The organism is Kribbella kalugense (assembly GCF_004365875.1).
GTDB classification, from domain to species: Bacteria; Actinomycetota; Actinomycetes; order Propionibacteriales; family Kribbellaceae; genus Kribbella; species Kribbella kalugense.
Genome location: NZ_SODF01000003.1, coordinates 1,131,722 through 1,153,519, shown reverse-complemented (window position 1 = coordinate 1,153,519; position 21,798 = coordinate 1,131,722). Strand labels below are relative to the sequence as shown.

The following is a 21,798-nucleotide window of genomic DNA, read 5'->3' as shown; positions in this document are numbered from 1 at the left end:
GGTTGCCTACTGCTTCGCCGACAGGATCCCTGTGAGCAGGCCGGGGTAGAGGTCCTCGAGGTCTTCGCGGCGGAGGATGCTGATCCGGCGGGTGCCGTCGGTGTGGGTGGACAGGACGCCCGCTTCGCGCAGGATGCGCAGGTGGTGGGCGCGGGTGGAAGCGGTGACGGGAAGCTCGATGTCGCCGCAGCAGACGCCGGCCGGGTTGTCGGCCAGCGCGCGGACGATTGTCAGCCGGACCGGCTCGCCCAACGCCTGGAGAACCGACTCAACCCGGATCTCGGCCCGCTCGGGCTGCGGGAGGACTTTGGTGGCCATGTGTCCATACTACGACGCCTGTCGAAGTTCGATGAACTTCGTAGTACGATAGCCGTCGAACTACTGAACCTCGTCCGGAAGGTCCTCGATGTCCGCACGCAGTAAGGGCACGGTCTACCTGCTCGGCGCCGGTGCGTTCGCGGTCGGCACCAGCGCGTACGTCGTGTCCGGTGTGCTCCCCGACGTCAGCTCCGAGCTGCACGTCTCGCTGACCGCCGCGGGCCAGCTAGCCACCGCGTTCTCCCTGTCCTACGCGATCGGTGCGCCGATCCTGTCCACCCTGACCGGCCGGTGGGAGCGCCGTACCCTCCTGATCGCCGCACTGGTCCTGGCCGCGCTCGGCAACCTGATCGCCGCGCTGGCCGTCAACTACCCGATCCTGATCGCCGGACGGGTCGTCGCCGCGCTCGGTGCGGCCATGTACACCCCGGCGGCCACGCTGTTCGCCACCAGCCTGATGCGACCGGAAGAACGAGGTAGGGCAGTCGCCATCGTGTTCGGCGGTCTGACGTTCGCTCTGGTGCTCGGCGTACCTGCCGGCACGCTGCTCGGTCCGAATCTTGGCTACAAGGGTGTCTTCGCACTCATCACCGCGGTCGCCGTACTGGTCGCGATCGCCGAGCGGGCGGCGCTGCCCACGATCGACGCGCCGCCAGTGGTCAGTCTGCGCGAACGCTTCGCCGGTGTGACCGACCGACGGGTGCAGATCATCCTGGCGATCACGGTCCTCGCAGTGCTCGCCGCGTTCAGCGTGTACATCTACATCGTTCCGTTGCTGAAGCACACCGCCGGCCTGACCGGCAACGTCACCAGCCTGCTGCTCCTGCTGTACGGCGTGGGTGCGGTCATCGGCAACTTCCTCGGCGGACGAGTCACGGACCGATTCGGAAGCCTGCGCACCCTGGCCGTTCTGATGATCGGTATCACCGCTGTCCTCGCCACACTCGACGTCACCCTGACGACCGGGGTGGGCGCCGGTGCCGCACTGTTCGTGTGGGGCCTGCTGACCTGGTCCTTCAACCCACCGATCCAGAACCTGTTGCTCGAGCTCGGTGGTGGGCTGCTCATCTCGCTCAACGCCTCCGCGATCTACCTGGGCGCCGGACTGTCGGCCGTGGTCGGCGGACTGGTCATCCAGTCGCTTGGCGTCGGCTACCTGCCGGTGCTGGCGAGTGCGTTGTCGCTGGTGGTGCTCGGCCTGGTCTACGCGCTGTGGCGTGACTCCGTTCTCCAGCGGGTCGAGGAGCTCGAGCGCGACGAGGACATCTACATCACAGCCGCAGCTGACTGAGGAGAACCTGCGGTAGGGCAGGCTTCTGCCCATGCGTCTGCTTGCCGGTGTGCTGTTGCTCGCCTCCACCCTGACGGGCTCCAGCGATCCGGCGGCAGTGGTCGACGGCTGGAAGACCTCACCGGTGTACGTCGATCCGGCACAGCGGTCACTCGTGTCGGACAAGGACGCGGCCAAGCTGGCGGAACGGGTGAACGGGCACGACCCGGCGATTCGCATCGCGGTCGTGCCCGTCGCCGTACTCCAAGCCGGTGACCAGAGTGCAGCGGCGCATACGTACGTCGACCAACTGGTGGATCGTCAGCAGGCGGACGGCATCTACCTGGTCGTGTTCGGTGGTGCGATCAGCTGGGGGAGTGCGGTCGGGGTCGACACTCCGATCGCGCAGATCCTCACTGATGAGCTGGGCAAGCACAGTCGCTCCGACCCGGTCGGAACGCTCAACGGTGTGCTGGACCAACTCGACGTACCGAAGGCGTCCAGCGGTCCGCCTGGTTGGCTCTGGCCTGCGTTGATCGTGCTGGTGGTCCTGCTGGCCGGTGGGCTCGCGCTGCGTTGGTGGAAGTCGCGTCCGGGCAAGGACGAAGGACCTGCGCTCTACCGGCCGTCGTACGAGGTCCTGCCGGATGAGGTGGACACGCTGGACGAGCGGCGGGCCGCAGCGCGCGAGGATGTCACTCGGTTCGGTGAGGAACTGGATGCCGCGGACGTGCGTCTGGATGGCCATGACATCACTGGCACCGGGACTGACGTGCAGGCAGCGATGGACGCGTACGCCGATGCCGGTCGCGTGGTCGACGGTGAACCGGACGACGACAAGCTGCGCGAAGTCCGTGCCACGGTCGAGTACGGACGCTGGCGACTGGCCTGTGCGCAGGCGAAGGTCGCCGGAACACCCGCGCCAGCGCGCCGAGCCGCCTGCTTCTTCGACCCCAGTCACGGCACGTCCGTGACCGACTGGATGTACACGCCACCCGGCGGCCGGCCGCGGGAAGTCCCGGTCTGTAGTGCCTGCCGCGACCGCCTCTCGGGAGAATCACGATGAAACGTCTGCTCGGCGCGCTCGCCATCATCACGCTCTGGGCCTTGCCCACATTGCCTGCCCACGCGGCGACGGACCCCGATGCGTACATGAATACGGTCGCCAGCCACCTGGGCGACGCCGGTGTCTGGGTCGACCCGGACGTGAAAGAGCTGACCGCCAGCGAGGTCGTCGAGCTCGATGCCGCCGCGAAGAGCGCAGCCGCACCGATCCGGATCGCAGTCATCCCGGCCGCCAAGATCAACACGTCGGACAGCGACTACTACGTGAGCCTCGCCTGGGAGGGTGAGGAGATCGCCGACCAGCTGTACGACCGCGTCGGCGTCGAGGGCGTGTACGGCGTACTGGTCGACGCGGGCTCGGAAGGCGCTGGACGCGGGTTCCACGCCGTACAGCGGGCCGACCACGGGCCGACGTACTACGTGGGCGACGCGGTGGACCAGGCTGTCGACTGCTGTGCGCCGGACTACCAGCCGATGCTCGAACGGTTCATCCAGCGCGCCCAGGTGGTGAACAAGCCTTTCTACGTGGACGCGGCGCCGTGGGCCGGCGGCCTGGCCGGAGTGATCGGGCTCTGGTACGGCGTGACCGCACTGGGCGCGCGGAGGCAACGGCGACGGGACGAGAAGGCACACCTGTCCGTCACCAGGCCGCTGCTCAACGAGGAGATCATCGCGCTCTCCCAGCAGGTCTCAGCTCTGCCGACGACCTCCGACCCGCAGCAGTCCAAGCTGTCCAAGGATGTACTCGACACGGTCGAGAAGGCGCGACACCGGCTCGACGAGGCCGAGAGCGACAAGGACGTCCAATCCGTGACGACCCTCCTCGGCTCTGCTCGCTACGGCCTTCAGTGTCTGGACGCAGTGCGTGCAGGCAAGCCGATCCCGGAGCCGAAGGCGCCCTGCTTCTTCGATCCGCGGCACGGGCCCAGCGTGGCTCAGGTTCAGTGGAAGCCCGAGGACGGGGCTGAGCGGGCGGTCGACGTGTGCGCGGCGTGCAAGCAGCGCGACGAGGCCGGCGAGAAGCCCGAGATCCGGATGGTGAAGGGCTGGCAGATCGAGCGGCCGTACTGGGAGTACGCCGAGGAGCTGGGCGCGTACGTCGACGGCTACTGGTCGCGGGGCGACGGCAGCCAGTGGTGGTTCCCGGACTCAGACTTCCGCCGCAAGGGTGAGGCGATGCGCGCCCGCTGGCGCTACAGCCGCCCGGGAGCGCGCTTCGGTCGGTTCGGTTCCAACGTGGGCAGTGCCTTGGGCGACGCGGCCGCGTCGGCTGCAACCGGGTCTAGTGACGACGACGGCTGGTACAGCGGTGGTTCGCGGCGGCGGTCGAGTTGGTCGTCGCGGACCCGCTCCAGCGGTGGCGGCTCGTCGCGGCGGTCGTCACGCCGCTCCGGCGGCTCCCGCGGCTTCTAGTACGTCGGGCAGGTCCTCGCTGTGCAGGATGGCCAGCGAGGTGACCGCACGGGTCAGGCAGACGTAGAGCCGGCGGAGTCCGGTCCGCTCGTCGGCCTCACCCGCCACGATGCCGGCCGGCTCGACCAGCACCACGTGGTCGAACTCGAGACCCTTGGCAAGCGACGCCGGTACGACGTCCAGGTGGGCGTCCACGTCGTCCTCGTCGCCGAGCACGGAGAAGAGGACTCCCTCACTCTGCAAGGCTTTCCGGGTCGCGGTGACCAGAGCGTCGGGGACGATCAGGCCGATCGAGCCAAGGCGCTCCGACACCTCGCGGACGGTGGTCATCGCGGCGGCGAGGCTGTCCGGTCCGCGGGAGATGGTGAGCTCACCGCGCGCCCGTCGTACCGCTGTCGGGGGCTTGAGGTGGGGAGCGATCTGCGGGAGGAGGCGGGCGGCGTACTCGATCACCTGGCCGGGGACGCGGAAGCCGGCGGTCAGCTCCTCGGTGTGGGCGCCGGTCTTGCCCAGGTGCTTCAGGGCCTCGTCCCACGACGGCGTGGCCCACGGTGTGGTGCCCTGGGCGATGTCACCGAGCACAGTCATCGAGCCGGTCGAGCAGCGTCGGCCCACAGCGCGCAGCTGCATGGCGGACAGGTCCTGTGCCTCGTCCAGCACCACGTGGCCGAGTGACGGCGTCCGGTCGACCAGGTCGGCGATCTCGTCGATCAGAGTGGCGTCGGCGACGGACCACTTGGCCGCTCCGGCCGATCGGGGCGGCTTGTCCCAGATCAGCATCGCCTGCTCGTCCGGAGTGAGGATGCCGTCGGCGTGCTCTGCCAGCAGCTCCGGATCGGTGAAGAGCCGGAAGAGCAGCTTCGCCGGGTCCACAGCCGGCCAGAGCAGGTCGGCGTACTGCTTCACCGGGCGGCTGCGCGCGACCGAGTCCTGCACGCGGTCGTCGGGTGAGTCGCCGGCCGCCTCCATCCGCAGCAGTACGGCGTGGGCCAGTCGTTGCGGCAGCATCGCCCGACCAGCGCCGTACCGGATGCCGCGGGTGCGCAGCTCGGTGACGAGCTCCTCGGCCTGGTACGTCGCCACTCGCCAGCGGTGCGCTCCACGAGGCACTACTAGTGCCTCCGCGGGCAGCGTGACGTGCGACCAGACAGCCCGGTGCAGTACTTCGGCCATCCGGGCGTCGCCCTTGAGCACGTCGACCAGCGCCGGCCCCGGGCCGGCGATCTTCACTCGCCCGACCAGCTCCTCGACGGTGGTCTGCTTGGCCTCGATCTCGCCCAGTGCGGGCAGTACGTCGCCGATGTAGCGCAGGAAGCTCGCGTTCGGGCCGACCACGAGCACACCGGCCCGGCTCAGCTGGTCCCGGTACGCATAGAGCAGGTACGCCGCCCTGTGCAGGCCGACCGCGGTCTTGCCGGTGCCGGGCGCTCCCTGCACACAAATGGTCTCATCGACGCCGGCCCGGACGATCACGTCCTGCTCTGGCTGGATGGTCGCCACGATGTCGCGCATCGGGCCCGAACGCGGCCGCTCGATCTCCGCGTCGAGGATGTCGCTGTGCTGGTCCGGCGCCGCGTCGGAGGTGAGGTCCTCGTCCTCGAACGCAGTCATCTCGCCATGCGTGAACCCGAACCGCCGGCGTACCCCCACGCCCATCGGCTCGGTCTTGCTGGCCCGGTAGAACGGCACCGAGATGTCGGCCCGCCAGTCCACGACCAGCGGCTCGCCGAGTGCGTCGTTCACGTGCCGGCGGCCGATGTGGAACGTCTCGTCGGTCGGCTCGATGTAGTCCAGCCGCCCGAAGAACAGCGGGACGTCCGGGTCGTCCTCCAGTTCCTTCATCCGCCGGAAGATGGCGGCCATCAGGTACTCCTGGTTGACCCGATCCGCGCTGTGGACCTCCAGCGCGCCGGTCTTCTCCCGCATCACCGCGAGAGCGGAGCGGGAGGTCTTCAGGTAGTCCTTCTCGGCCTGGAGGGTGTCGGACGTATCGGGGGGCATGCGTAAACCTCCGGCAGCAGGGGGGAGCCCAGCTACGTTACTTGAGCACCCTGTGCGGCGGAACTGAATTACGGGTCCGCGGCTTGTCGGCGTGCAGTCCGGGGCGGAGCAGGAGCGGCAGGCTGGCTGCCAGGAGGAGAAGCGCGACGATGCCGTCCAGCCAGTAGTGGTTACCGGTCACCACGACCACGGTGAACGTGATGATCGGGTGCAGCAGCCACAGCCAGCGCCAGCGCGACCGGGTGATCAAGATCATCGACAGCGCGATCAGCGTCGCCCAGCCGACGTGCAGACTCGGCATCGCAGCGAACTGGTTCACCGGCCCACCGGAGTGGTCCGGACCGTACACCGACTGACCGAACCGCAGTCCGGTGTCGACGAAGCCCGGCATCATCCGCGGCGGCGCCAACGGGAACGCGATGTGACCGATGAGCGCCAGTCCGGTCAGTGACACCATCGTCCACCTGACATGTGAGTACGCCTTCGGCCGCCAGATGCTCAGCCAGAGCAGTACGGCGGCAGTCAGCGGAGCATGCACGCTCGCGTAGTACAGGTTGGCGCCCTGGATCAGGTGGGGGAACTGCAGCGCCCAGTGCTGCAGCGTGGCCTCGTTCGGCAGGTGCAGCCAGTTCTGGAACGACAGCACCTCGTGAGCGTGGTCGAACGCCGACCCGGTGTGCCGGGCCGCGATCTGCCGGCCCGCACTGTAGACACCGAACAGGGTGGCCAACAGGACTGCTTCCCGTACCACTCTCCAGAAGACTTGAGCCCGTCGTTGCTGCTCTTCCCCACCCTGCCCCAGCGGCTCCAGCGCCTGTATCCCCATACCGTTCGACGGTACCTGCCGTTCCCACAGGGTTTGCCCAGGCGCAACCCTGGCGTTGCCCTGGGCAACCCCCGAAAGGGGCTTTGAGACGGAGCTGTGATCAGCCCTTGACGGCTCCGGTGAGAACGCCCTTGGCGAAGTGCCGCTGCAGGAACGGGTAGATGATCAGGATCGGCACGATCGAGACGACCAGGATCGCCATCTGGATCGACGCCTGCGGTGGCAGCAGTTCGGTGCCCAGTTCGGCGCTGCCCAGCTGGGTGTCGTTGATGACGTAAGTCCGCAGTACCAGCTGCAACGGCCAGAGCTTGGAGTCGTTCAGGTAGAGCAGCGCGGAGAAGAACGCGTTCCAGTACGCGACCGCGTAGAACAGGCCGATCACCGACAGCACCGCCTTTGACAGCGGCAGCACGATGAACACGAACGTCTTCAACTCACTGGCGCCGTCGATCCGGGCGCTCTCGGTGATCTCGTTCGGCAGGTTCATGAAGAACGCCCGCAGTACGACGACGTTGAACGCGCTGATCATCGTCGGCACGATCAGCGCCCAGATGCTGTCCAGCAGCCCGACGCCCTTGACGGTCAGGTACGTCGGAATGATGCCGGGCGAGAACAGCATGCTGAACAGGACCACGAGCAGGATCGGTCGCCCGGCCGCGAACCCGGGCCGCGACAACGCGTAGGCGAGCAGACACGACACGGTCAGGCTGAGCAGCGTGCCGACGACCGTGACGAAGATACTGACGAACAGCGCCTGCGTGACCACGCCGCCGGAGAACAACGACTGGTACGCCGCGAAGTTGACCGACTTCGGCAGCAGCACCAGCCCGCCGGACTCGTTGATCTGCTTGTTCGGCGCGACGCTGGTCGAGATCACACCGACGAACGGGATGATCACGACCGCGCAGAAGACCAGCAGTACGAGGCCTTTGAAGATCCGCATCGGCCAGGACGGCATCGGCACGCCCTGCACGATCTTCCGAGCCGGTGCGGTCGGACGGGACACGACGGCCTGCGTCATTTTTGATACACCCCTTGCTCACCGAAGATGTGCGCGACCTTGTTCGCGGTCAGCACGAGGATGACGCCGACGATGCCCTTCACCAGGCCGACCGCGGCCGCCACACCCCAGGCGCCACCGAGCACACCGTTGTTGTAGACGTACGTGTCCAGTACTTCGCTGACGTCTCGGCCGACCGCCTGTTGCTGCAGGATGATCTGCTCGAAACCGACGGTCAGCGAGTCACCGAGCCGCAGGATGAAGAGCAGGATGATGATCCCGCGCAGTCCGGGCAGCGTGACGTGCCAGAGCTGTTTCATCCGGTTGGCGCCGTCCACGCTCGCTGCTTCGTACAACTGCGAGTCGATCTGGGACAGCGCGGCCAGGAACAGGATCGTCGCCCAGCCGGTGTCCTTCCAGATGATCTGCGAGGTCAGCAGGACGTGGAACAGCTCCGAGTTCCCGACGATGTTGATCGTGGCCAGGTCGTGCGACCGCAGGTAGTTGTTCAGCAGCCCGTTGCCGCCGAGCATCTGCTGGAACAGCGCGACGACGATCACCCAGGACATGAAGTGCGGCAGGTAGAGGATGCTCTGTGCGATCCGCTTGATCCGCTCCGAGAACAGCGAGTTCAGCAGCAGGGCCAGCACGATCGGCGCCGGGAACACGAAGACCGACTGCAGGCAGGTCAGGATCAGCGTGTTCTTCAACGCCCGCAGGAACGCCGGGTCGCCGTTGAAGATCACGCTGAAGTTCTCCCAGCCCGACCAGTCGCTGCCGCCGATCCCGAGGAACGGCTGGTAGTCCTTGAACGCGATCACGTTGCCGAGCAACGGCACGTAGTGGAACGCGATGATCAGCCCGACCCCAGGCAGCGCGAACAGCAGCAGCACCCGATCCCGCAGCAGCCGCCGGCCTAGGCTCAGCTGCTGCTGCGGATGCTTCGAGGATCGTTGCAGCATCTACTTCCCGCCCGCCGCGGTGAAGGCGTCCTGCAGTTCGCCGCGGATCTTCTCGCCGCCCGACGACAGGAAGGTCTTGACCGCCGGCGCCCAGTCCGAGACCGGCTTCTTGCCCTGCACGATCTGGTTCTCGAGGTCGGTCAGGACGCCGGTCAGCTGACCCCACTTCTTCGAGCTCGTCTCGGAGTACAGGCCGTACGACGCGTCGTACACCATCCGGTCCGCGATCTTCGACTCGATCGCGTGCTGTTTCTGCGGTACGTCGGGCTTGCCGGCCCAGTACAGCGCCAGCGCCGAGTCCGCGATGTACTGCAGCCCGATGCCGGTCTCGACGATGCCGGTCTTGGTCGGCACCGGGTCGGTTCCGACCAGGTTGTAGTGCCGGCCGACTACGCCGTACTTGCGGAACAGGTACTCCTCGGTGCCGAACGGCGCCGCCATCCAGTTGGCCACCTTCAGCAGCGTCTCGACCGAGTGCTTGCTGGACTTGTTGAACGCGGTGACGTTGTTCAGCGCCGCGCCCATCCACACCTTGCCCGCGCCGCTGGTGAAGCCCGGTACGTCGAGCATGTCGACGCCGAACGCATCGCCCGCGGTGTTGTCGGAGTAGTACTGGTTCCAGGCCACCGTGCTGTCGTAGTCGAACGCCGCGGTGCCGCCGTTGAACCACTGCTTGCGGGCGGCCGCCTTGGCACTGAACGTGTCCGGGTTGATGACCCCGGCGGCGACCATCTTGCGCGACGCCTCGAGTGCGTCCTCGTTGCCGTCCGCCTCGTACACGGAGGTGAACTTGCCGCCCTCCTCCTTCCAGTTGTTCGGAAGGCCGAGCATCATCCGGATGTACGACGTCGGGACCCGGGTCCACGACCAGCGGTTGTCCTTCGCCGCGGTCATCTCCTTGCAGATGTCGAAGAACTCCTCGAAGCTCTTCGGCGCCGGGTTCTTGATGCCCTTGGCCGCGAGCAGGTCGGTCCGGTACAGCGGCAGCGACGTGCGTGACATGCCGCGCGGCACCGGTACGCCGTAGATCGCGCCGTTGAAGACGCAGCCCTTCCAGTAGATGGTCGGGATGTTGGCCAGGAACGGGTACTTGTTCACCGCGTCACCGGACAGGTGCTCGGTCAGGTCCGTCGCCTTGGCCTTGAGCAGGCCGGGGATCTGCGGGGTCGACGGCGGGATGTTCATGATGTCGGGCAGGTCGCCGCCGGCCACCCGGGTGGCGAACTTGTCGTCGTACTCGTCGTTCGACGCCATGCTGATCTGCAGCTCGGACCCGAGCCGCTTGTTCAGCTCCTGCCAGAACTGGTTCTTGTCGACCGCGGGCGGGATCGCCCCGGGGATGTTCGTCATGAACGTGATCGGCTTGCCGTCACCAGGAATCTCGGCAATCGCCTTCACCGGGCTGGCCGGGTACTTCAGGAATCCGTCCAGCACCACGTCGGTGCCGGGCAGGTCCGGCTTGACGCCGCCGTACCTGGTGTACGTCGGCAGCTTGACCGCCGCGTTGGCCGCGGCGGAGGTCTTTTTGTCCGACGCGCACCCCGCCAGCAGCGGCGTACCGGTGACCGCGACAGCGGCGGCGGCCAGACCACCGCCGAGGAATCTTCTTCTGCTGACTGGCATGAGGCCTCACTTCCATCGGAGGGCCACACCATGACATAGTACGTCCTATGTCTTCAAGAGTCGGCGTGGCGGAAATCGTCTTCGACCCTGCTGGGAGCGGCTATCACACGTTCCGGATCCCGTCCGTCCTGGCGCAGGGTTCGCTGGTGCTGGCGTTCTGTGAGGGACGGCTGCACGGGTCCGGTGACGCGGGGGAGATCGAGATCGTCCTGCGGCGCTCGCTGGACGGCGGACAGACCTGGCTGCCACTGCAGGTGGTGTCGGCTCAGGCCGGAAAGACCTGTGGGAACCCGGTGCCGCTGTTCGACCCGGTGAGCGGGGACTTCGTGCTGGTCACGGTGGAGAACGGTGCGGACGCGGTGGAGATGTCGCTGGCCCGCGGTACCGATCCTGAGTCCGGCCGGCGGGTGTTCGTGCAGCGGTCGTCCGACGACGGCGCGACCTGGAGTCCGACGGTCGAGATCACGTCGCAGGTGAAGCCGAAGGACTGGGGCTGGTACGCGACCGGGCCATGCCACGGGATCACGCTGCGCTCGGGGCGTCTCGTCGTACCGGCGAACCACTCGTATGTGCCGTCGGAGCCCGTTGACGACCTGGTCCGGTTGAACGGCGGGCATTGCATCGTCAGTGACGACGGTGGTGTCACCTGGTCGGTCGGCTTCGTCGATCGCAACGACGGCGCGGAGATCAACGCCAACGAGACCACTGTGGCCGAGTTGCCCGACGGGCGGCTCTACTTCAACGCCCGCAACCACCAGGGCACCGGACCAGCCCGAGTGCACGCCTGGTCGTCCGACAGCGGTCAGACGCTCGATGCGCCGTACGCCGGGATTCCCGAGATCACCGCGCCCGGTATCCAGGGCAGCGTGCTGTGCCTGCCGGACGGACGGCTGCTGCTGTCGACACCGGTGAACCCGTCTTCGCGCCGAGAGCTGACCGTCTTTGTCAGTGAGGACTCAGGTGTGTCTTGGAAGTCGGCGCTGGTCGTGCACGAGGCCATGGCCGGCTACTCCGATCTGGTGCTGCTGGCCGACGGTTCGGTCGGCATCTTCTACGAGGCCGGTGAGACGTCCTCGTTCGCGACGTTGCGCTTTGCCACATTCGCCCTTTGAGGTTGGGAGACCCCTTGACCGCATCCGCCCGTTTGACTGGCGTCGTACCGCCGCTCGTCACTCCGCTCACCCCGTCGTACGACGTCGACACCGCATCGCTGGCCCGGCTGATCCAGTACCAGCTGGCCGGGGGTGTGAACGGGGTGTTCGTGCTCGGCACCTCCGGTGAGGGCACGTTCCTGACCGACGAGCAGCGGCAGGTCGTGCTGGAGACAACTGTCACGGAGGTGGCCGGGCGGGTGCCGGTGCTGGCCGGTGTGATCGACACCTCGACCAGTCGGGTCGCTGCACACGTTTCTGCCGCACTGAAGGCGGGTGTGCACGCACTGGTCGCCACAGCTCCGTTTTACGCCGCTACGCACAAGGCCGAGATCGAGCGGCACTTTGTGCGGTTGAAGTCGCTGGCGGGTGACACCGCGCTGTACGCGTACGACATCCCGCCGCGGGTCGGTACGAAGCTGCCGGCGTCGTTGATGCTGTCGCTCGGTGAGCAGGGCGTCATTGCCGGAGTCAAGGATTCGTCCGGCCAGGAGACGTCGTTGCGGGAGCTGGTGCTGTCGCGGCGTGAAGCCGGCTTGGAAGACTTCGCGATCATGACCGGCTCCGAGGTGACGGTCGACTCCGCGCTGGCGTTCGGCGTCGACGGCGTCGTACCTGGTCTGGGGAACGTGGACCCGGCCGGATACGTGCGGCTGTTCAACGCAGCCGTGGCCGGTGACACCGCGGCGGCGCGTGCGGAGCAGGACCGGCTGTTCCGGCTGTTCGACATCATCAAGGTCGCGGACCGGTCCCGGATGGGCGCGAGTTCGGCGGCACTGGGTGCGTTCAAGGCCGGGCTGCACCTGCTCGGCGTGATCGACTCCCCGGTGACGGCGTACCCCTGTATTCCTTTGAACGACACGGAGATCGCCGCGGTCCGGCCCCTACTGGACCGGGCCGGATTACACTGACCAGTTCCTAGCTAAGGGAGGCCGGCGGTGACGACGGGTGGGCTCAGCCGGGCACGTGGTGCGGCGGGGAATCAGTCTTTCATCCGGGATGCGATGAAGTCGTACATCCTGGAACGTGGGTTGAAGGCGGGTGACCCGCTGCCCAACGAGCAGGACCTGATGGCGCAGCTCGGCGTCGGCCGGCATCCGCTGCGGGAGGCGATGAAGGCGCTGCAGGCGGTCGGGATCATCGAGATCCGGCACGGGTACGGGACGTACGTCGGCGAGGTCAACCTGCAGTCGCTGGAGGACGGACTCGCCTTCCGGATGTCACAGTCGATGGCCGGCGACCTCCGGGACGTGCAGAACGTCCTGGAGGTCCGCCAGGCCATCGAGGTCGGGCTGGCGGACGACGTGGTCGACCACTTCAAGCAGTACGGCTACGAGACCCTCGAGCCCATCGTCGAACGGATGGAAGCCAAGGCCGCCGACGGCAAGTACTTCCCCGACGAGGACTGGGCCTTCCACCAAGCCCTCTACGAGCCCCTCGGCAACGCCCTCGTCATCGACCTACTGTCCGTCTTCTGGCGAACCTTCGCCCAGGTAGACGCCCGCCTCCCCGGCGCCCGCTACACCCCCGCAGACGCCGCCGCCTGGCACCGAGACCTCCTGAACGCCCTGGAGTCCGCCAACCCAGACACCTACGCCCACTCCATGAAATCCCACTTCAACGGCATCCACACCCGCCTAGGCGAATAGGTTTCTGCAGCTCGACAGTACGTATACGCCCACTGCGGGCTGGTTGCGGGTGGGCTGAGCGTGGGGGTGAGGGGTGTGGAGCGACACCTCCTGTCGAGCTGCTGCCTGTGGATGAACAAAGTCATCAGACGGGCAAGTTCAGGCACCATCCCCGGATGGAATCGGTCGATCAGATCCTGGCGCGCCGGGGCGGCTGGGCTACCGCTGCCGAGCTGGCAGCTGTGGTCACGCGGCATGCCGTCGCGAAGGCCGTCGCGCGCGGTGAAATCCAGCGGATCGCACTGGGGATCTACGCATTACCTGGCCTACCGGCCGAAACGGTCGCGGTATTGGCCTATGACGGTGTCCTCTCGCACGTGAGTGCGGCGGCGGCTTGTGGCCTTCCTCTGCTGGTCACACCCGAGAAGCCCCATCTGATCGTTCCGCCGCACCGGCGGCCACGGCCAGGCCCAGCTGCTGTGTTGCATTGGGCCAACGTCAGTTCGCTCGAGCGGCAGGATCGAATCACTTCCCTGTCCCGCACTGTCGTCGACTGTTCTCGAATGCTTCCGTTCGCCGAGGCGCTTGCCATCGCAGACGCTGCTCTCGCCACGCGACGCTTGCTGCCCGAGGAGCTGCTTGCGGAGGTGGTTGCCATGCGTGGCGCCGGTTGCCCGAACGCTCGCCGCGTCGCGGCCGCTGCTACGCCATTGGCCGGCAGTTTCCTGGAGTCGATCCTCCGGGCGCTCCTGATCAGCGCGGGCGTCGAAGGCTTCGAACCGCAGGTACTGGTGTCGCATGACGGGTTCCGTGCCCGAGTAGATCTTGGCCATCGCCTTGCCAAGTTGGCGCTGGAGGCCGAGGGCTTCGAGTTCCACGGTTCGCGACGGGATTTCGCGGCCGACTGCTACCGGTACGACGAGCTGAACACGGCCGGCTGGCTGGTTCTCCGGTTCACCTACGAACAGATCATTGGAGACCCCGCCTGGGTCATCGCTACCGTCCGCGCGGCCCTGGCTCAGCGGCTCGTCGCCTGAAGTCCGGCAGCTCGACAGTACGTATACCTCCACTGCGGCGAAAAGCTTGGTCGGCCGAGCGTGGCGCTCGGCCGACCAAGCCGACACCTCCTGTCGACCTGCAGATCTTCAGGTCAGGCGAAGAGGTTTTCGGCGTCGACGATGGTGTAGGCGTAGCCCTGTTCGGCTAGGAAGCGTTGGCGGTGGGCGGCGAATTCGGCGTCTATGGTGTCGCGGGCGACTATGGAGTAGAAGCGGGCGGTTCGGCCGTCGCCTTTGGGGCGGAGGACTCGGCCTAGGCGTTGGGCTTCTTCCTGGCGGGAGCCGAAGGTGCCGGAGACCTGGATGGCGACCGACGCCTCGGGGAGGTCGATGGAGAAGTTGGCGACCTTCGAGACCACCAGCCGGTTGATCTCACCGGTCCGGAAGGCCTGGAACAGGCGCTGCCGTTCCTTCACCGTCGTCTCGCCCTTGATCACCGGACACTCGAGCCGTTCGCCGAGCTCGTCCACTTGGTCGATGTACTGACCGATCACCAGCAGCGGCTCGCCGGCGTGGTGGTCGGCAATCCGTCGTACCAGCCGGGACTTCGCCGGTGTGGACGCGGCCAGCCGGTAGCGGTCCTCGGGTTCGGCGGTCGCGTACACGAACCGCTCGGTCTGCTCGAGATCGACCCGCACCTCGATGCAGTCGGCCGGCGCGATCCAGCCCTGGGCCTCGATGTCCTTCCACGGAGCGTCGTACCGCTTGGGGCCGATCAGCGAGAACACGTCGCCCTCGCGACCGTCCTCGCGGACCAGGGTCGCGGTCAGGCCGAGCCGGCGCCGGGTCTGCAGGTCGGCGGTCATTCGGAAGATGGGGGCCGGCAGCAGGTGCACCTCGTCGTACAGGATCAGGCCCCAGTCGCGCGCGTCGAACAGCTCCAGGTGCGAGTAGACGCCCTTCCGGCGCGTCGTCATCACCTGGTACGTCGCGATCGTGACGGGCCGGATCTCCTTGCGCGCACCGGAGTACTCGCCGATCTCTTCCTCGGTCAGGCTGGTCCGCTTGAGCAGCTCGTCCTTCCACTGCCGGGCGGACACCGTGTTCGTGACCAGGATCAGCGTGGTCGCGGACGCCTGTGCCATCGCGGCTGCGCCAACAATGGTCTTGCCGGCTCCACAGGGGAGTACGACGACGCCGGAGCCGCCGTACCAGAACGAGTCGGCTGCCTGCTGCTGGTACGGGCGCAGGTCCCAGCCGTCACGTACCAGTTCGATCTTGTGTGCCTCGCCGTCGACGTACCCGGCCAGGTCCTCAGCAGGCCAGCCCAGCTTCAGCAGGGTCTGCTTGAGGTGACCGCGCTCCGACGGGTGCACCAGAACGGTGTCGTCGTCGATGCGGGCGCCCATCATCGGCTTGATCTTGTTGCTGCGCAGTACCTCTTCCAGCACCGGCCGGTCGGTCGTCACCAGCACCAGTCCGTGCTGCGGGTGCTTCTCCAGCCGCAGCCGCCCATACCGGTCCAGCGTCTCAGCGATGTCGACCAGGAGCGAGTGCGGGACCGGGTAGCGGCTGTAACGCAGCAGTACGTCGATCACCTGCTCCGCGTCATGCCCCGCGGCCCGAGCATTCCACAACCCCAACGGCGTCAACCGATAGGTATGCACATGCTCCGGCGCCCGCTCCAACTCACTGAACGGCGCAATAGCCTTCCGGCACTCGTTCGCCTCCGCATGCGCCGTCTCCAACAAGAGGGTCTTGTCCGACTGCACAATCAGTGGACCGTCTGTCACCCGCTGCTCCTCAATCTCGCCCCGACCTTCCATTGTGCCTGAGCGGTCAATTCAGCGGGCTGCGGTCACGACATCCAGCTGCTTCTGGGTGCTCCAGACCGCGTCCACGATCAGCGCACTGTCCTCCGGCGGCGGCTGGAATCGGCGGCGAACGCGCTGGAGGACCTCGTCGGAGAGGATGTGCCGGTCGCTCGCCTCGATCCTTGCTTCTGCCTGGCGGATCGTTTCCGGCCACTCTGTCATCGGTACGCCGTCTTCGATGCGGAATCCGCGTTCGCGGTTGATGTGGTCCAGCTCGACAACGGCTGCGCCAGTTTGTTCGAGAGCTCGAGCCAACGTCGTTTTGCCGCAGTACGGCAGTCCGGTCAGGATTATCAGCACTGGGGTCAATCGACACCTCGGGCGGCGGAGATTCGGTGGAGGGCGTAGGTGCGGGGGTTGTCGGTGGTGTCGTCGTACGCGGTCAGCCAGCCGTCGGCTACTCGGACCGGTTCCACGATGCGTTCGGAGGACGTGCCGTTGTGGTCGACGTACGCGATCCAGGTGCGGGTGTGGGCCTCGGCCGCGTTGGTGAGTACGGCGATGGTCTCGGCGGGCGCAGCCGGTTCGACCAGACCTTGGTCATCGGGGCGTTCGGCGGCGATGCGGTCGCCGGCGCGGACCTTCTCGATGACCGCCTTCACCTGGTCGTCGGTCAGGTCGAACGCGCTCTCGTTGAAGTCCCGGCTGGTACGACGTCGTGGCGCCTCACCCCGTCGCGGTGCGCCCGTCACATGCAGAGCCCCATCGAACGTCTCCGCCAACGGCGCCATCCCGGCCGCGCGCAGCCGGCTCAGCACCATGTCCGGCGGCGACGGCGTCACCACCACAGTCGGCGCCAACCGACGGAAGCGGATACCAGGCAGGTTCGTGTTGAGCAGCTGCGTCAGCACGTCCTCGTCATCACACCGCAGGTACGTCGACGCCGTCCCAAGCCGCAGTACGCCGTGCCGCCGCGCAACGTCATCAATCAGGTACGTCAACGGCTGCGGAACCGGAGTCCGGGAATGGTCCGCCAGCCACGTGTGCAACTGCGCCGCAGTCCGTCCAAGATCGAACGCGCGCCGCACCGAACCCTCACTGAACCGGTAGACCCCACCACCGCCGTCCGACTCGACATCTGCCATCGCGGACAACTCGTCCTGCACGACCCGTACCAACGGACCAGGAGCCACCGCGGTCAGGTCAGCTTGCAACAGCACCTCCGACACCGGCTCCGGCATCAGCGGAAGGATCGCCTCAGCCAGCTCGTCGGCAGTCGGCTCAGCACCCAGCAGCGGTCCGGCGTGCTTCGCCAACGAACCCAGCCCAGTCAGCCCGAGCAGGGCAGCCTCAGTGACACTCCACTCGACCAGGTCGTCGCGGAACTGCCCACCACGCCGCGGCCGATGCCACGCCACCCAGGTCACCACAGTCTCCGGAGCAGGCGCCGTACCCGCACCAGCCTCGGCCAACGCCTGCAGCGCCAGCACTCGGATCTCCGGGGCGAGCAACCGCTCCAGGTCCGGAGCCAGTGCGTTGATCAGCCGCTCGCGGGCAGCCGCCGTACCAGCGCCAGAGTCCCGCCGGCCGATCAGTCCGATCGCTCTGAGCCCAGAGAACCACGCCATGACCAGCTGGGCCCACCGATGCGCTAGGTCCAGCTCCAGCCAGTCGTCGTAGGCACTAGTAGGCAGCCACAGCTCGCTCGTCCCGACCTCAACGGCAGCGAGCAGCCCACCGGCGTACGCCATCTCCAGCACCGCAGCTGCGGTCTGCTCCTCCGCGCCGATCTTCGCGGCGAGGCTACGCACCTCACGGACACCAATGCCACCAGTACGCAGTACCGGAGGCGGCTCAGTCCCCAGCTGCTCCAGCGCTCGGTCGACCAACCGCACCAGGTCCAGCGCAGCACCGGCCGCGGCCCGGTCGGCGATCGAGGCTGACACCTTCTTGCCGTCCAACGGTGGCGGTGTCGGCCTGGTTGACGCGAGCACACGTCCACCGCGCAGATGCAGACCGATCTGCCGTGGCAGTACGACGGTGTTCGGATCCTTCGGTACGACGAGACCTCGAGCCAGCAACCGCTCCACAGGTGTCCGGGCGGACGCAATCGTCACTGGACGCTCGGCCTTCTCCACCGATCCGGTCGGCGGACCCCAGGTCAGTTTGTCCAGCACTGCACGCGCATCCGGACCGGCGTCCTCGATCAGCTGGTCCAGATCACCGAAGTGCCGCGTCGTGATCGGACCGAGCCCGGCCGGTGTCGGACCGAGCAGTTCGTGCACCGCTCGGATCGGTCGCAGGTCGTCCTCGGTGCCCCACACCAGTGCGAGGTCCAGCAACTCGGTCACCCGCGGCTGGACCACCTCCACCGGCTGATCGACACCCTGCGCGAGCGCCTCCAGATCGACCGGCTCAGGCAGTGCGGACAGCGACTCCAGCAGATCCACACCGAATTCGTCGAGGCGGTTGACGGCTCGCGCAGCCGACGCATTGCTCGTCGCCCGCGCGGCCAGTTGCCCGGTGTCGGCTGGAATGGGTAACGCCAGATCGGGGCGCCGCCGCAGCAGCTCACCGAGCCCAGCATCGTCCCAGGTCCGCAGAGCCTCAGCGAGGGTACGGGGGCGGGTCGGCTCGGAAGTGCTCATCCTTCCAAAGGTACGGCCCAGCGGTGTCCACCCCAAGGGCGGTCCCTATTACTCGGCTGCGCCGGCGTGGCCGATCTGGTGGAAGCCGATGCGTTCGTAGACGGCTGCTACGGCGGGGGACTCGGCGGAGAGGAGTACTAGGTCTACGCCGTGATCGAATGCGTGCTCCACCAGAGTCGAGGTAACGGCGGCGCCCAGGCCGCGGCGGCGCATGGATGGGAGGGTTCCGACGCCGACGATCTCGGTGGTGGAGTCGACCGGCTGGTGGTTACCGCTGGCCACGATGCCGTCGTCGATGAATGCACCGGCGGCGACTGACACGCCCTGCAGCATTCGGTCTCGCAGTGTGGCGACCAGGCCGTCCGCCACCGCGGGAGCGTTCGCGTCCCGCTCTGCCGGGCCGGCCGTACCGACCGCCGTACCGCCCTCGCCGAAAGCCAGATTGACGGCCGCGCGGGCCTGCCGGATCACGTCGTCTTCAGTCGGGAGGATCTCCAAGCGCGCATCAGCCGTCGCAGGTCGGAAGTCGTCCCGCTCCAGCACCAGCAACGGGTGCTCGACCACCGACAGCCCGGCGGCAGCCGCAGCCGCTCCCAGCGACGGACAGGTCTCCACGACCCACTCGAAGCTCAGTGGGATCTCCAGCTCGGCACACCGCGCCCGTACCAGCTCGATGTCGTCCGCAGTGATCGTCGCCTCGGAGCCGGGCACCGGACGCGCGTAGTACGGCCAGGTGATCGTGCTGCGGAACAACGTGAACGGTCCGACCTGCTCCGCAACCGCACCGGACAGGGGGACGCTGTGGAGGTAGGTATCGACTCTGGTGATCATCGCGACGCAGTGAATCACCCGGACCGGGCCAAACACCAACACATTTGTCGAAAACCGTCGATCGGCTCCGACGTCACTCCGACAACGCACACAGGAGGACTGCATGGACACAGTGACGTCTGCGGACGGTACGTCGATCGCCTACGACCGACTGGGCAGCGGGGAGCCGCTGATCCTGGTTGGCGGAGCACTGTGCGACCGGCACGCGCTCCGTCCGCTGGCGGACGAGCTGGCGAGCCACTTCGACGTGGTGACCTACGACCGGCGCGGCCGCGGGGACTCCGGCGACACGACGCCGTACGCCGTCCAGCGCGAGGTGGAAGACATCGACGCGGTGCTCACGGCCGTCGGCGGTACGGCGGCCATCTACGGGCACTCGTCCGGCGCCGGACTGGCGGCGATCGCGGCCGGCACCGGGCTGCCGTTCACCAAGGTCGTGCTGCACGAGCCGCCGTACGGACCGGACGACGCCGACTCGTCAGAGGACGGCGAGCGGGTGCTCGAGCTCATCCGGGCAGGCGAGAACCAAGAGGCGGTCGAACTGTTCCTGCTGATGACAGGCATGCCAAAACCCGAGGCACTGCAGATCGCCGCCACACCAGGGCTGGCCGACGTCGCACCGACACTCGCCTACGACTTTGCCGTCATGGACGAAGGCACGGGCACTGGCGGTACGCCGGTCGACCTGCTCCGCGCGATCAAGCTGGACACCCTCGTCCTGGCCGGGACCGCGTCAGCGCCCTTCATGGTCGACGCGGCGCACCGCATCGTGACGATCCTGCCCGCGGCCGAACTCATCGAGCTCGCAGACCAGCACCACGTCGTACCGCCGGAGCTGCTCGCCCCGGTGGTAACCGACTTCCTCAGTCGGCGATGATCTCGATCGACACCTTGTCGGGGTAGAACGCGACGTGCTCGCGGATGTCCGCGACCGCGTCGTACGGCTGCTCGTAGGTCCAGACAGCGTTCACCCCGTCCGCCCCGGCGGGGAGGACGCTGTAGTACGCCGCGTCGCCCTTGTACGGGCAGTAGGTCTCATGGGAGGTCCGCTCGAGCTGCGTGAGGTCGACGTCCTTCCGCGGGATGTACTGCGCCGCCGGATAGTTCGCCTCCTGCAGTGACAACGCGTCGCGGGTGTCCGCGATCACCTTGTCGCCGACCTTCACGACGACGCGGTCCGGGTTCTTCTCCACGGTGATCGGATGATCCGGTCCAGGAATCTTCACAGTCTTCTCCGCCATGTCCGTGACAACCCCACTCGTTGCGGGCGCATTCCCAGGTGGATCATGTCGAAGGTGGAGCTACGGCAGATCCAGTACTTCGTGACGGTCGCCGAGGTACTGAACTTCGGCCGCGCCGCCGAGCAACTCGGCATCGGTCAGCCTGGCGTGAGCCAGCAGATCGCCCGACTGGAGCGTGAGCTGGACGTACTGCTGTTCGACCGCTCGGCTCGAGCGATCCGGCTCACCGAGGCAGGCCAGCGCTTCCTGCCCGCCGCCCGCGCAGTACTGGCGTCTGTCGAGACCGCCCGGGCCGCAGCGACCGGCCAACCGGGCCGCGTACTGCGTCTGGGCACCAGCACCGGACTGGGTGAGCGGCTGGAGACTGTGGTCGCCGAGCTCGCCTCTGAGGGCCTGCACGTCGAGCTGGTCAGTACGTCGACACGCGCCAGGCTGGACCGGGTCCGGGGCGGCCAGCTCGACGCAGCGTTCGTACGCGGTCTGGAGGAGGCTGCCGGCCTGGAGTTCGTCCCCGTCTGGGAGGACGCCCTGTTGGTCGCACTGCCCTCGTCGGCTGCTCCGGACGACGAGATCGCGTTGAAAGACCTGCGTGAGCTGCCGCTACGGATCACCGAGCGCCGTACCAATCCACCACTCGTCGACCTGGTGATGTCGGCCTGCGCCGCCGAAGGCTTCGAACCGGTGATCGGTCCGCGTTCCAGCAGCCTGCAGGACACGCACGCCGCGATCGGCGCGGGTATCCCGAGCTGGACGGTCATCTACGAGTCGCACGCCCGCCTGCTGCGGGAAGGGCGAGTGGTGTTCCGGCGAGCGCGCCCGCGGCTGGCCCTGACCACCAGCCTGGCCGTCCCGGCCGGGACCACGGTCGGCGGCGACCTCGCCGTACTGCTGGAGGCGTGCCGGAAGGCGTCCGATCAGTTCGAGTGATGAGAGGACATCGGAACTGCGTCTCGTTCCCAGCGGCTGCGGCGACTGGAATGGGCTCAGAACCCAACAGAGAAAGGCAATC

At 67.3% G+C, this 21,798-nt stretch carries 20 protein-coding genes; 9 read left to right on the top strand and 11 right to left on the bottom strand.

What is annotated here, in order from left to right:
- Positions 1 to 6: 6 nt before the first annotated feature.
- On the bottom strand, positions 7 to 318 hold the full coding sequence (locus EV650_RS37010) for an ArsR/SmtB family transcription factor (protein ID WP_134123789.1): 312 nt from the start codon (positions 316 to 318) through the stop codon (positions 7 to 9).
- Between the two features lie 88 nt (positions 319 to 406).
- Between EV650_RS37010 and EV650_RS37005 the strand changes: the two genes are divergently transcribed.
- Genes EV650_RS37005 through EV650_RS36995 form a run of 3 tightly spaced genes read left to right on the top strand, consistent with a single transcriptional unit; the run spans position 407 to position 4,066 of the window.
- Entirely contained in the window at positions 407 to 1,609 is a 1,203-nt protein-coding gene (locus EV650_RS37005) for an MFS transporter (RefSeq protein ID WP_134123788.1), read from the top strand.
- Between the two features lie 31 nt (positions 1,610 to 1,640).
- Positions 1,641 to 2,654 carry a hypothetical protein gene (locus EV650_RS37000; protein ID WP_134123787.1) on the top strand — a complete coding sequence of 338 codons (1,014 nt, stop codon included), beginning with the start codon at positions 1,641 to 1,643 and terminating at the stop codon, positions 2,652 to 2,654.
- Positions 2,651 to 4,066, top strand: coding sequence for a hypothetical protein (locus EV650_RS36995; RefSeq protein WP_134123786.1), 1,416 nt, complete (start codon positions 2,651 to 2,653; stop codon positions 4,064 to 4,066). The genes EV650_RS37000 and EV650_RS36995 overlap by 4 nt, the downstream gene beginning before the upstream one ends.
- Here EV650_RS36995 and EV650_RS36990 read toward each other — a convergent pair.
- The 5 genes from EV650_RS36990 to EV650_RS36970 all read right to left on the bottom strand — a co-directional run bounded on the left by EV650_RS36990 (position 4,034) and on the right by EV650_RS36970 (position 10,478).
- Positions 4,034 to 6,067, bottom strand: a complete 2,034-nt coding sequence (locus EV650_RS36990) for a HelD family protein (protein WP_134123785.1) — start codon at positions 6,065 to 6,067, stop codon at positions 4,034 to 4,036. The two genes, EV650_RS36995 and EV650_RS36990, sit on opposite strands and share 33 nt — an antisense overlap.
- A gap of 37 nt (positions 6,068 to 6,104) precedes the next feature.
- A complete protein-coding gene (locus EV650_RS36985) occupies positions 6,105 to 6,893 on the bottom strand; it encodes a phosphatase PAP2 family protein (RefSeq protein WP_134123784.1) in 789 nt (262 codons plus the stop codon).
- Positions 6,894 to 6,993: 100 nt separating this feature from the next.
- Positions 6,994 to 7,914, bottom strand: coding sequence for a carbohydrate ABC transporter permease (locus EV650_RS36980; RefSeq protein WP_134123783.1), 921 nt, complete (start codon positions 7,912 to 7,914; stop codon positions 6,994 to 6,996).
- Entirely contained in the window at positions 7,911 to 8,855 is a 945-nt protein-coding gene (locus EV650_RS36975; protein WP_134123782.1) for an ABC transporter permease, read from the bottom strand. The genes EV650_RS36980 and EV650_RS36975 overlap by 4 nt, the downstream gene beginning before the upstream one ends.
- Positions 8,856 to 10,478 carry an extracellular solute-binding protein gene (locus tag EV650_RS36970; protein WP_134123781.1) on the bottom strand — a complete coding sequence of 541 codons (1,623 nt, stop codon included), beginning with the start codon at positions 10,476 to 10,478 and terminating at the stop codon, positions 8,856 to 8,858. It lies immediately after the preceding gene.
- 47 nt (positions 10,479 to 10,525) lie between these two features.
- On the opposite strand from EV650_RS36970, the gene EV650_RS36965 reads away from it, so the two are divergent.
- The 4 genes from EV650_RS36965 (at position 10,526) to EV650_RS36950 (ending at position 14,294) form a co-directional block, all read left to right on the top strand.
- On the top strand, positions 10,526 to 11,590 hold the full coding sequence (locus tag EV650_RS36965; RefSeq protein ID WP_134123780.1) for a sialidase family protein: 1,065 nt from the start codon (positions 10,526 to 10,528) through the stop codon (positions 11,588 to 11,590).
- 14 nt (positions 11,591 to 11,604) lie between these two features.
- Positions 11,605 to 12,540, top strand: a complete 936-nt coding sequence (locus tag EV650_RS36960; RefSeq protein ID WP_134123779.1) for a dihydrodipicolinate synthase family protein — start codon at positions 11,605 to 11,607, stop codon at positions 12,538 to 12,540.
- 27 nt (positions 12,541 to 12,567) lie between these two features.
- Positions 12,568 to 13,278 (top strand): FadR/GntR family transcriptional regulator, encoded by a 711-nt coding sequence (locus EV650_RS36955; RefSeq protein ID WP_134123778.1) that lies wholly within the window; start codon positions 12,568 to 12,570, stop codon positions 13,276 to 13,278.
- Between the two features lie 155 nt (positions 13,279 to 13,433).
- Positions 13,434 to 14,294: a type IV toxin-antitoxin system AbiEi family antitoxin domain-containing protein gene (locus tag EV650_RS36950; protein ID WP_134123777.1), complete on the top strand. Its 861-nt coding sequence runs from the start codon at positions 13,434 to 13,436 to the stop codon at positions 14,292 to 14,294.
- A 113-nt stretch (positions 14,295 to 14,407) separates the two neighbouring features.
- On the opposite strand, the gene EV650_RS36945 is transcribed toward EV650_RS36950, so the two are convergent.
- Genes EV650_RS36945 through EV650_RS36930 form a run of 4 tightly spaced genes read right to left on the bottom strand, consistent with a single transcriptional unit; the run spans position 14,408 to position 19,548 of the window.
- Positions 14,408 to 16,081 (bottom strand): DNA repair helicase XPB, encoded by a 1,674-nt coding sequence (locus EV650_RS36945; RefSeq protein WP_369409976.1) that lies wholly within the window; start codon positions 16,079 to 16,081, stop codon positions 14,408 to 14,410.
- Positions 16,082 to 16,099: 18 nt separating this feature from the next.
- Positions 16,100 to 16,429 (bottom strand): AAA family ATPase, encoded by a 330-nt coding sequence (locus EV650_RS36940; protein ID WP_134123775.1) that lies wholly within the window; start codon positions 16,427 to 16,429, stop codon positions 16,100 to 16,102.
- 5 nt (positions 16,430 to 16,434) lie between these two features.
- Entirely contained in the window at positions 16,435 to 18,717 is a 2,283-nt protein-coding gene (locus EV650_RS36935; protein ID WP_134123774.1) for a helicase-associated domain-containing protein, read from the bottom strand.
- Between the two features lie 48 nt (positions 18,718 to 18,765).
- The gene (locus tag EV650_RS36930) at positions 18,766 to 19,548 is read right to left on the bottom strand and encodes a GNAT family N-acetyltransferase (RefSeq protein WP_166678400.1); all 783 of its coding nucleotides are present in this window, start codon (positions 19,546 to 19,548) and stop codon (positions 18,766 to 18,768) included.
- A gap of 103 nt (positions 19,549 to 19,651) precedes the next feature.
- On the opposite strand from EV650_RS36930, the gene EV650_RS36925 reads away from it, so the two are divergent.
- On the top strand, positions 19,652 to 20,425 hold the full coding sequence (locus tag EV650_RS36925) for an alpha/beta fold hydrolase (RefSeq protein ID WP_134123772.1): 774 nt from the start codon (positions 19,652 to 19,654) through the stop codon (positions 20,423 to 20,425).
- Here EV650_RS36925 and EV650_RS36920 read toward each other — a convergent pair.
- Positions 20,412 to 20,789 (bottom strand): DUF427 domain-containing protein, encoded by a 378-nt coding sequence (locus EV650_RS36920; RefSeq protein WP_134123771.1) that lies wholly within the window; start codon positions 20,787 to 20,789, stop codon positions 20,412 to 20,414. The genes EV650_RS36925 and EV650_RS36920 overlap by 14 nt on opposite strands.
- A 45-nt stretch (positions 20,790 to 20,834) precedes the next feature.
- Between EV650_RS36920 and EV650_RS36915 the strand changes: the two genes are divergently transcribed.
- Positions 20,835 to 21,716: a LysR family transcriptional regulator gene (locus EV650_RS36915; protein WP_202875229.1), complete on the top strand. Its 882-nt coding sequence runs from the start codon at positions 20,835 to 20,837 to the stop codon at positions 21,714 to 21,716.
- The last annotated feature ends 82 nt before the right edge of the window (positions 21,717 to 21,798 follow it).

Bases quoted from the DNA above. Each gene is read 5' to 3' on its own strand.
- EV650_RS37010 (WP_134123789.1), bottom strand. From the start codon at position 318: ATGGCCACCAAAGTCCTCCCGCAGCCCGAGCGGGCCGAGATCCGGGTT.
- EV650_RS37005 (WP_134123788.1), top strand. From the start codon at position 407: ATGTCCGCACGCAGTAAGGGCACGGTCTACCTGCTCGGCGCCGGTGCG.
- EV650_RS37000 (WP_134123787.1), top strand. From the start codon at position 1,641: ATGCGTCTGCTTGCCGGTGTGCTGTTGCTCGCCTCCACCCTGACGGGC.
- EV650_RS36995 (WP_134123786.1), top strand. From the start codon at position 2,651: ATGAAACGTCTGCTCGGCGCGCTCGCCATCATCACGCTCTGGGCCTTG.
- EV650_RS36990 (WP_134123785.1), bottom strand. From the start codon at position 6,067: ATGCCCCCCGATACGTCCGACACCCTCCAGGCCGAGAAGGACTACCTG.
- EV650_RS36985 (WP_134123784.1), bottom strand. From the start codon at position 6,893: ATGGGGATACAGGCGCTGGAGCCGCTGGGGCAGGGTGGGGAAGAGCAG.
- EV650_RS36980 (WP_134123783.1), bottom strand. From the start codon at position 7,914: ATGACGCAGGCCGTCGTGTCCCGTCCGACCGCACCGGCTCGGAAGATC.
- EV650_RS36975 (WP_134123782.1), bottom strand. From the start codon at position 8,855: ATGCTGCAACGATCCTCGAAGCATCCGCAGCAGCAGCTGAGCCTAGGC.
- EV650_RS36970 (WP_134123781.1), bottom strand. From the start codon at position 10,478: ATGCCAGTCAGCAGAAGAAGATTCCTCGGCGGTGGTCTGGCCGCCGCC.
- EV650_RS36965 (WP_134123780.1), top strand. From the start codon at position 10,526: ATGTCTTCAAGAGTCGGCGTGGCGGAAATCGTCTTCGACCCTGCTGGG.
- EV650_RS36950 (WP_134123777.1), top strand. From the start codon at position 13,434: ATGGAATCGGTCGATCAGATCCTGGCGCGCCGGGGCGGCTGGGCTACC.
- EV650_RS36945 (WP_369409976.1), bottom strand. From the start codon at position 16,081: ATGGAAGGTCGGGGCGAGATTGAGGAGCAGCGGGTGACAGACGGTCCA.
- EV650_RS36935 (WP_134123774.1), bottom strand. From the start codon at position 18,717: ATGAGCACTTCCGAGCCGACCCGCCCCCGTACCCTCGCTGAGGCTCTG.
- EV650_RS36930 (WP_166678400.1), bottom strand. From the start codon at position 19,548: ATGATCACCAGAGTCGATACCTACCTCCACAGCGTCCCCCTGTCCGGT.
- EV650_RS36925 (WP_134123772.1), top strand. From the start codon at position 19,652: ATGGACACAGTGACGTCTGCGGACGGTACGTCGATCGCCTACGACCGA.
- EV650_RS36920 (WP_134123771.1), bottom strand. From the start codon at position 20,789: ATGGCGGAGAAGACTGTGAAGATTCCTGGACCGGATCATCCGATCACC.
- EV650_RS36915 (WP_202875229.1), top strand. From the start codon at position 20,835: ATGTCGAAGGTGGAGCTACGGCAGATCCAGTACTTCGTGACGGTCGCC.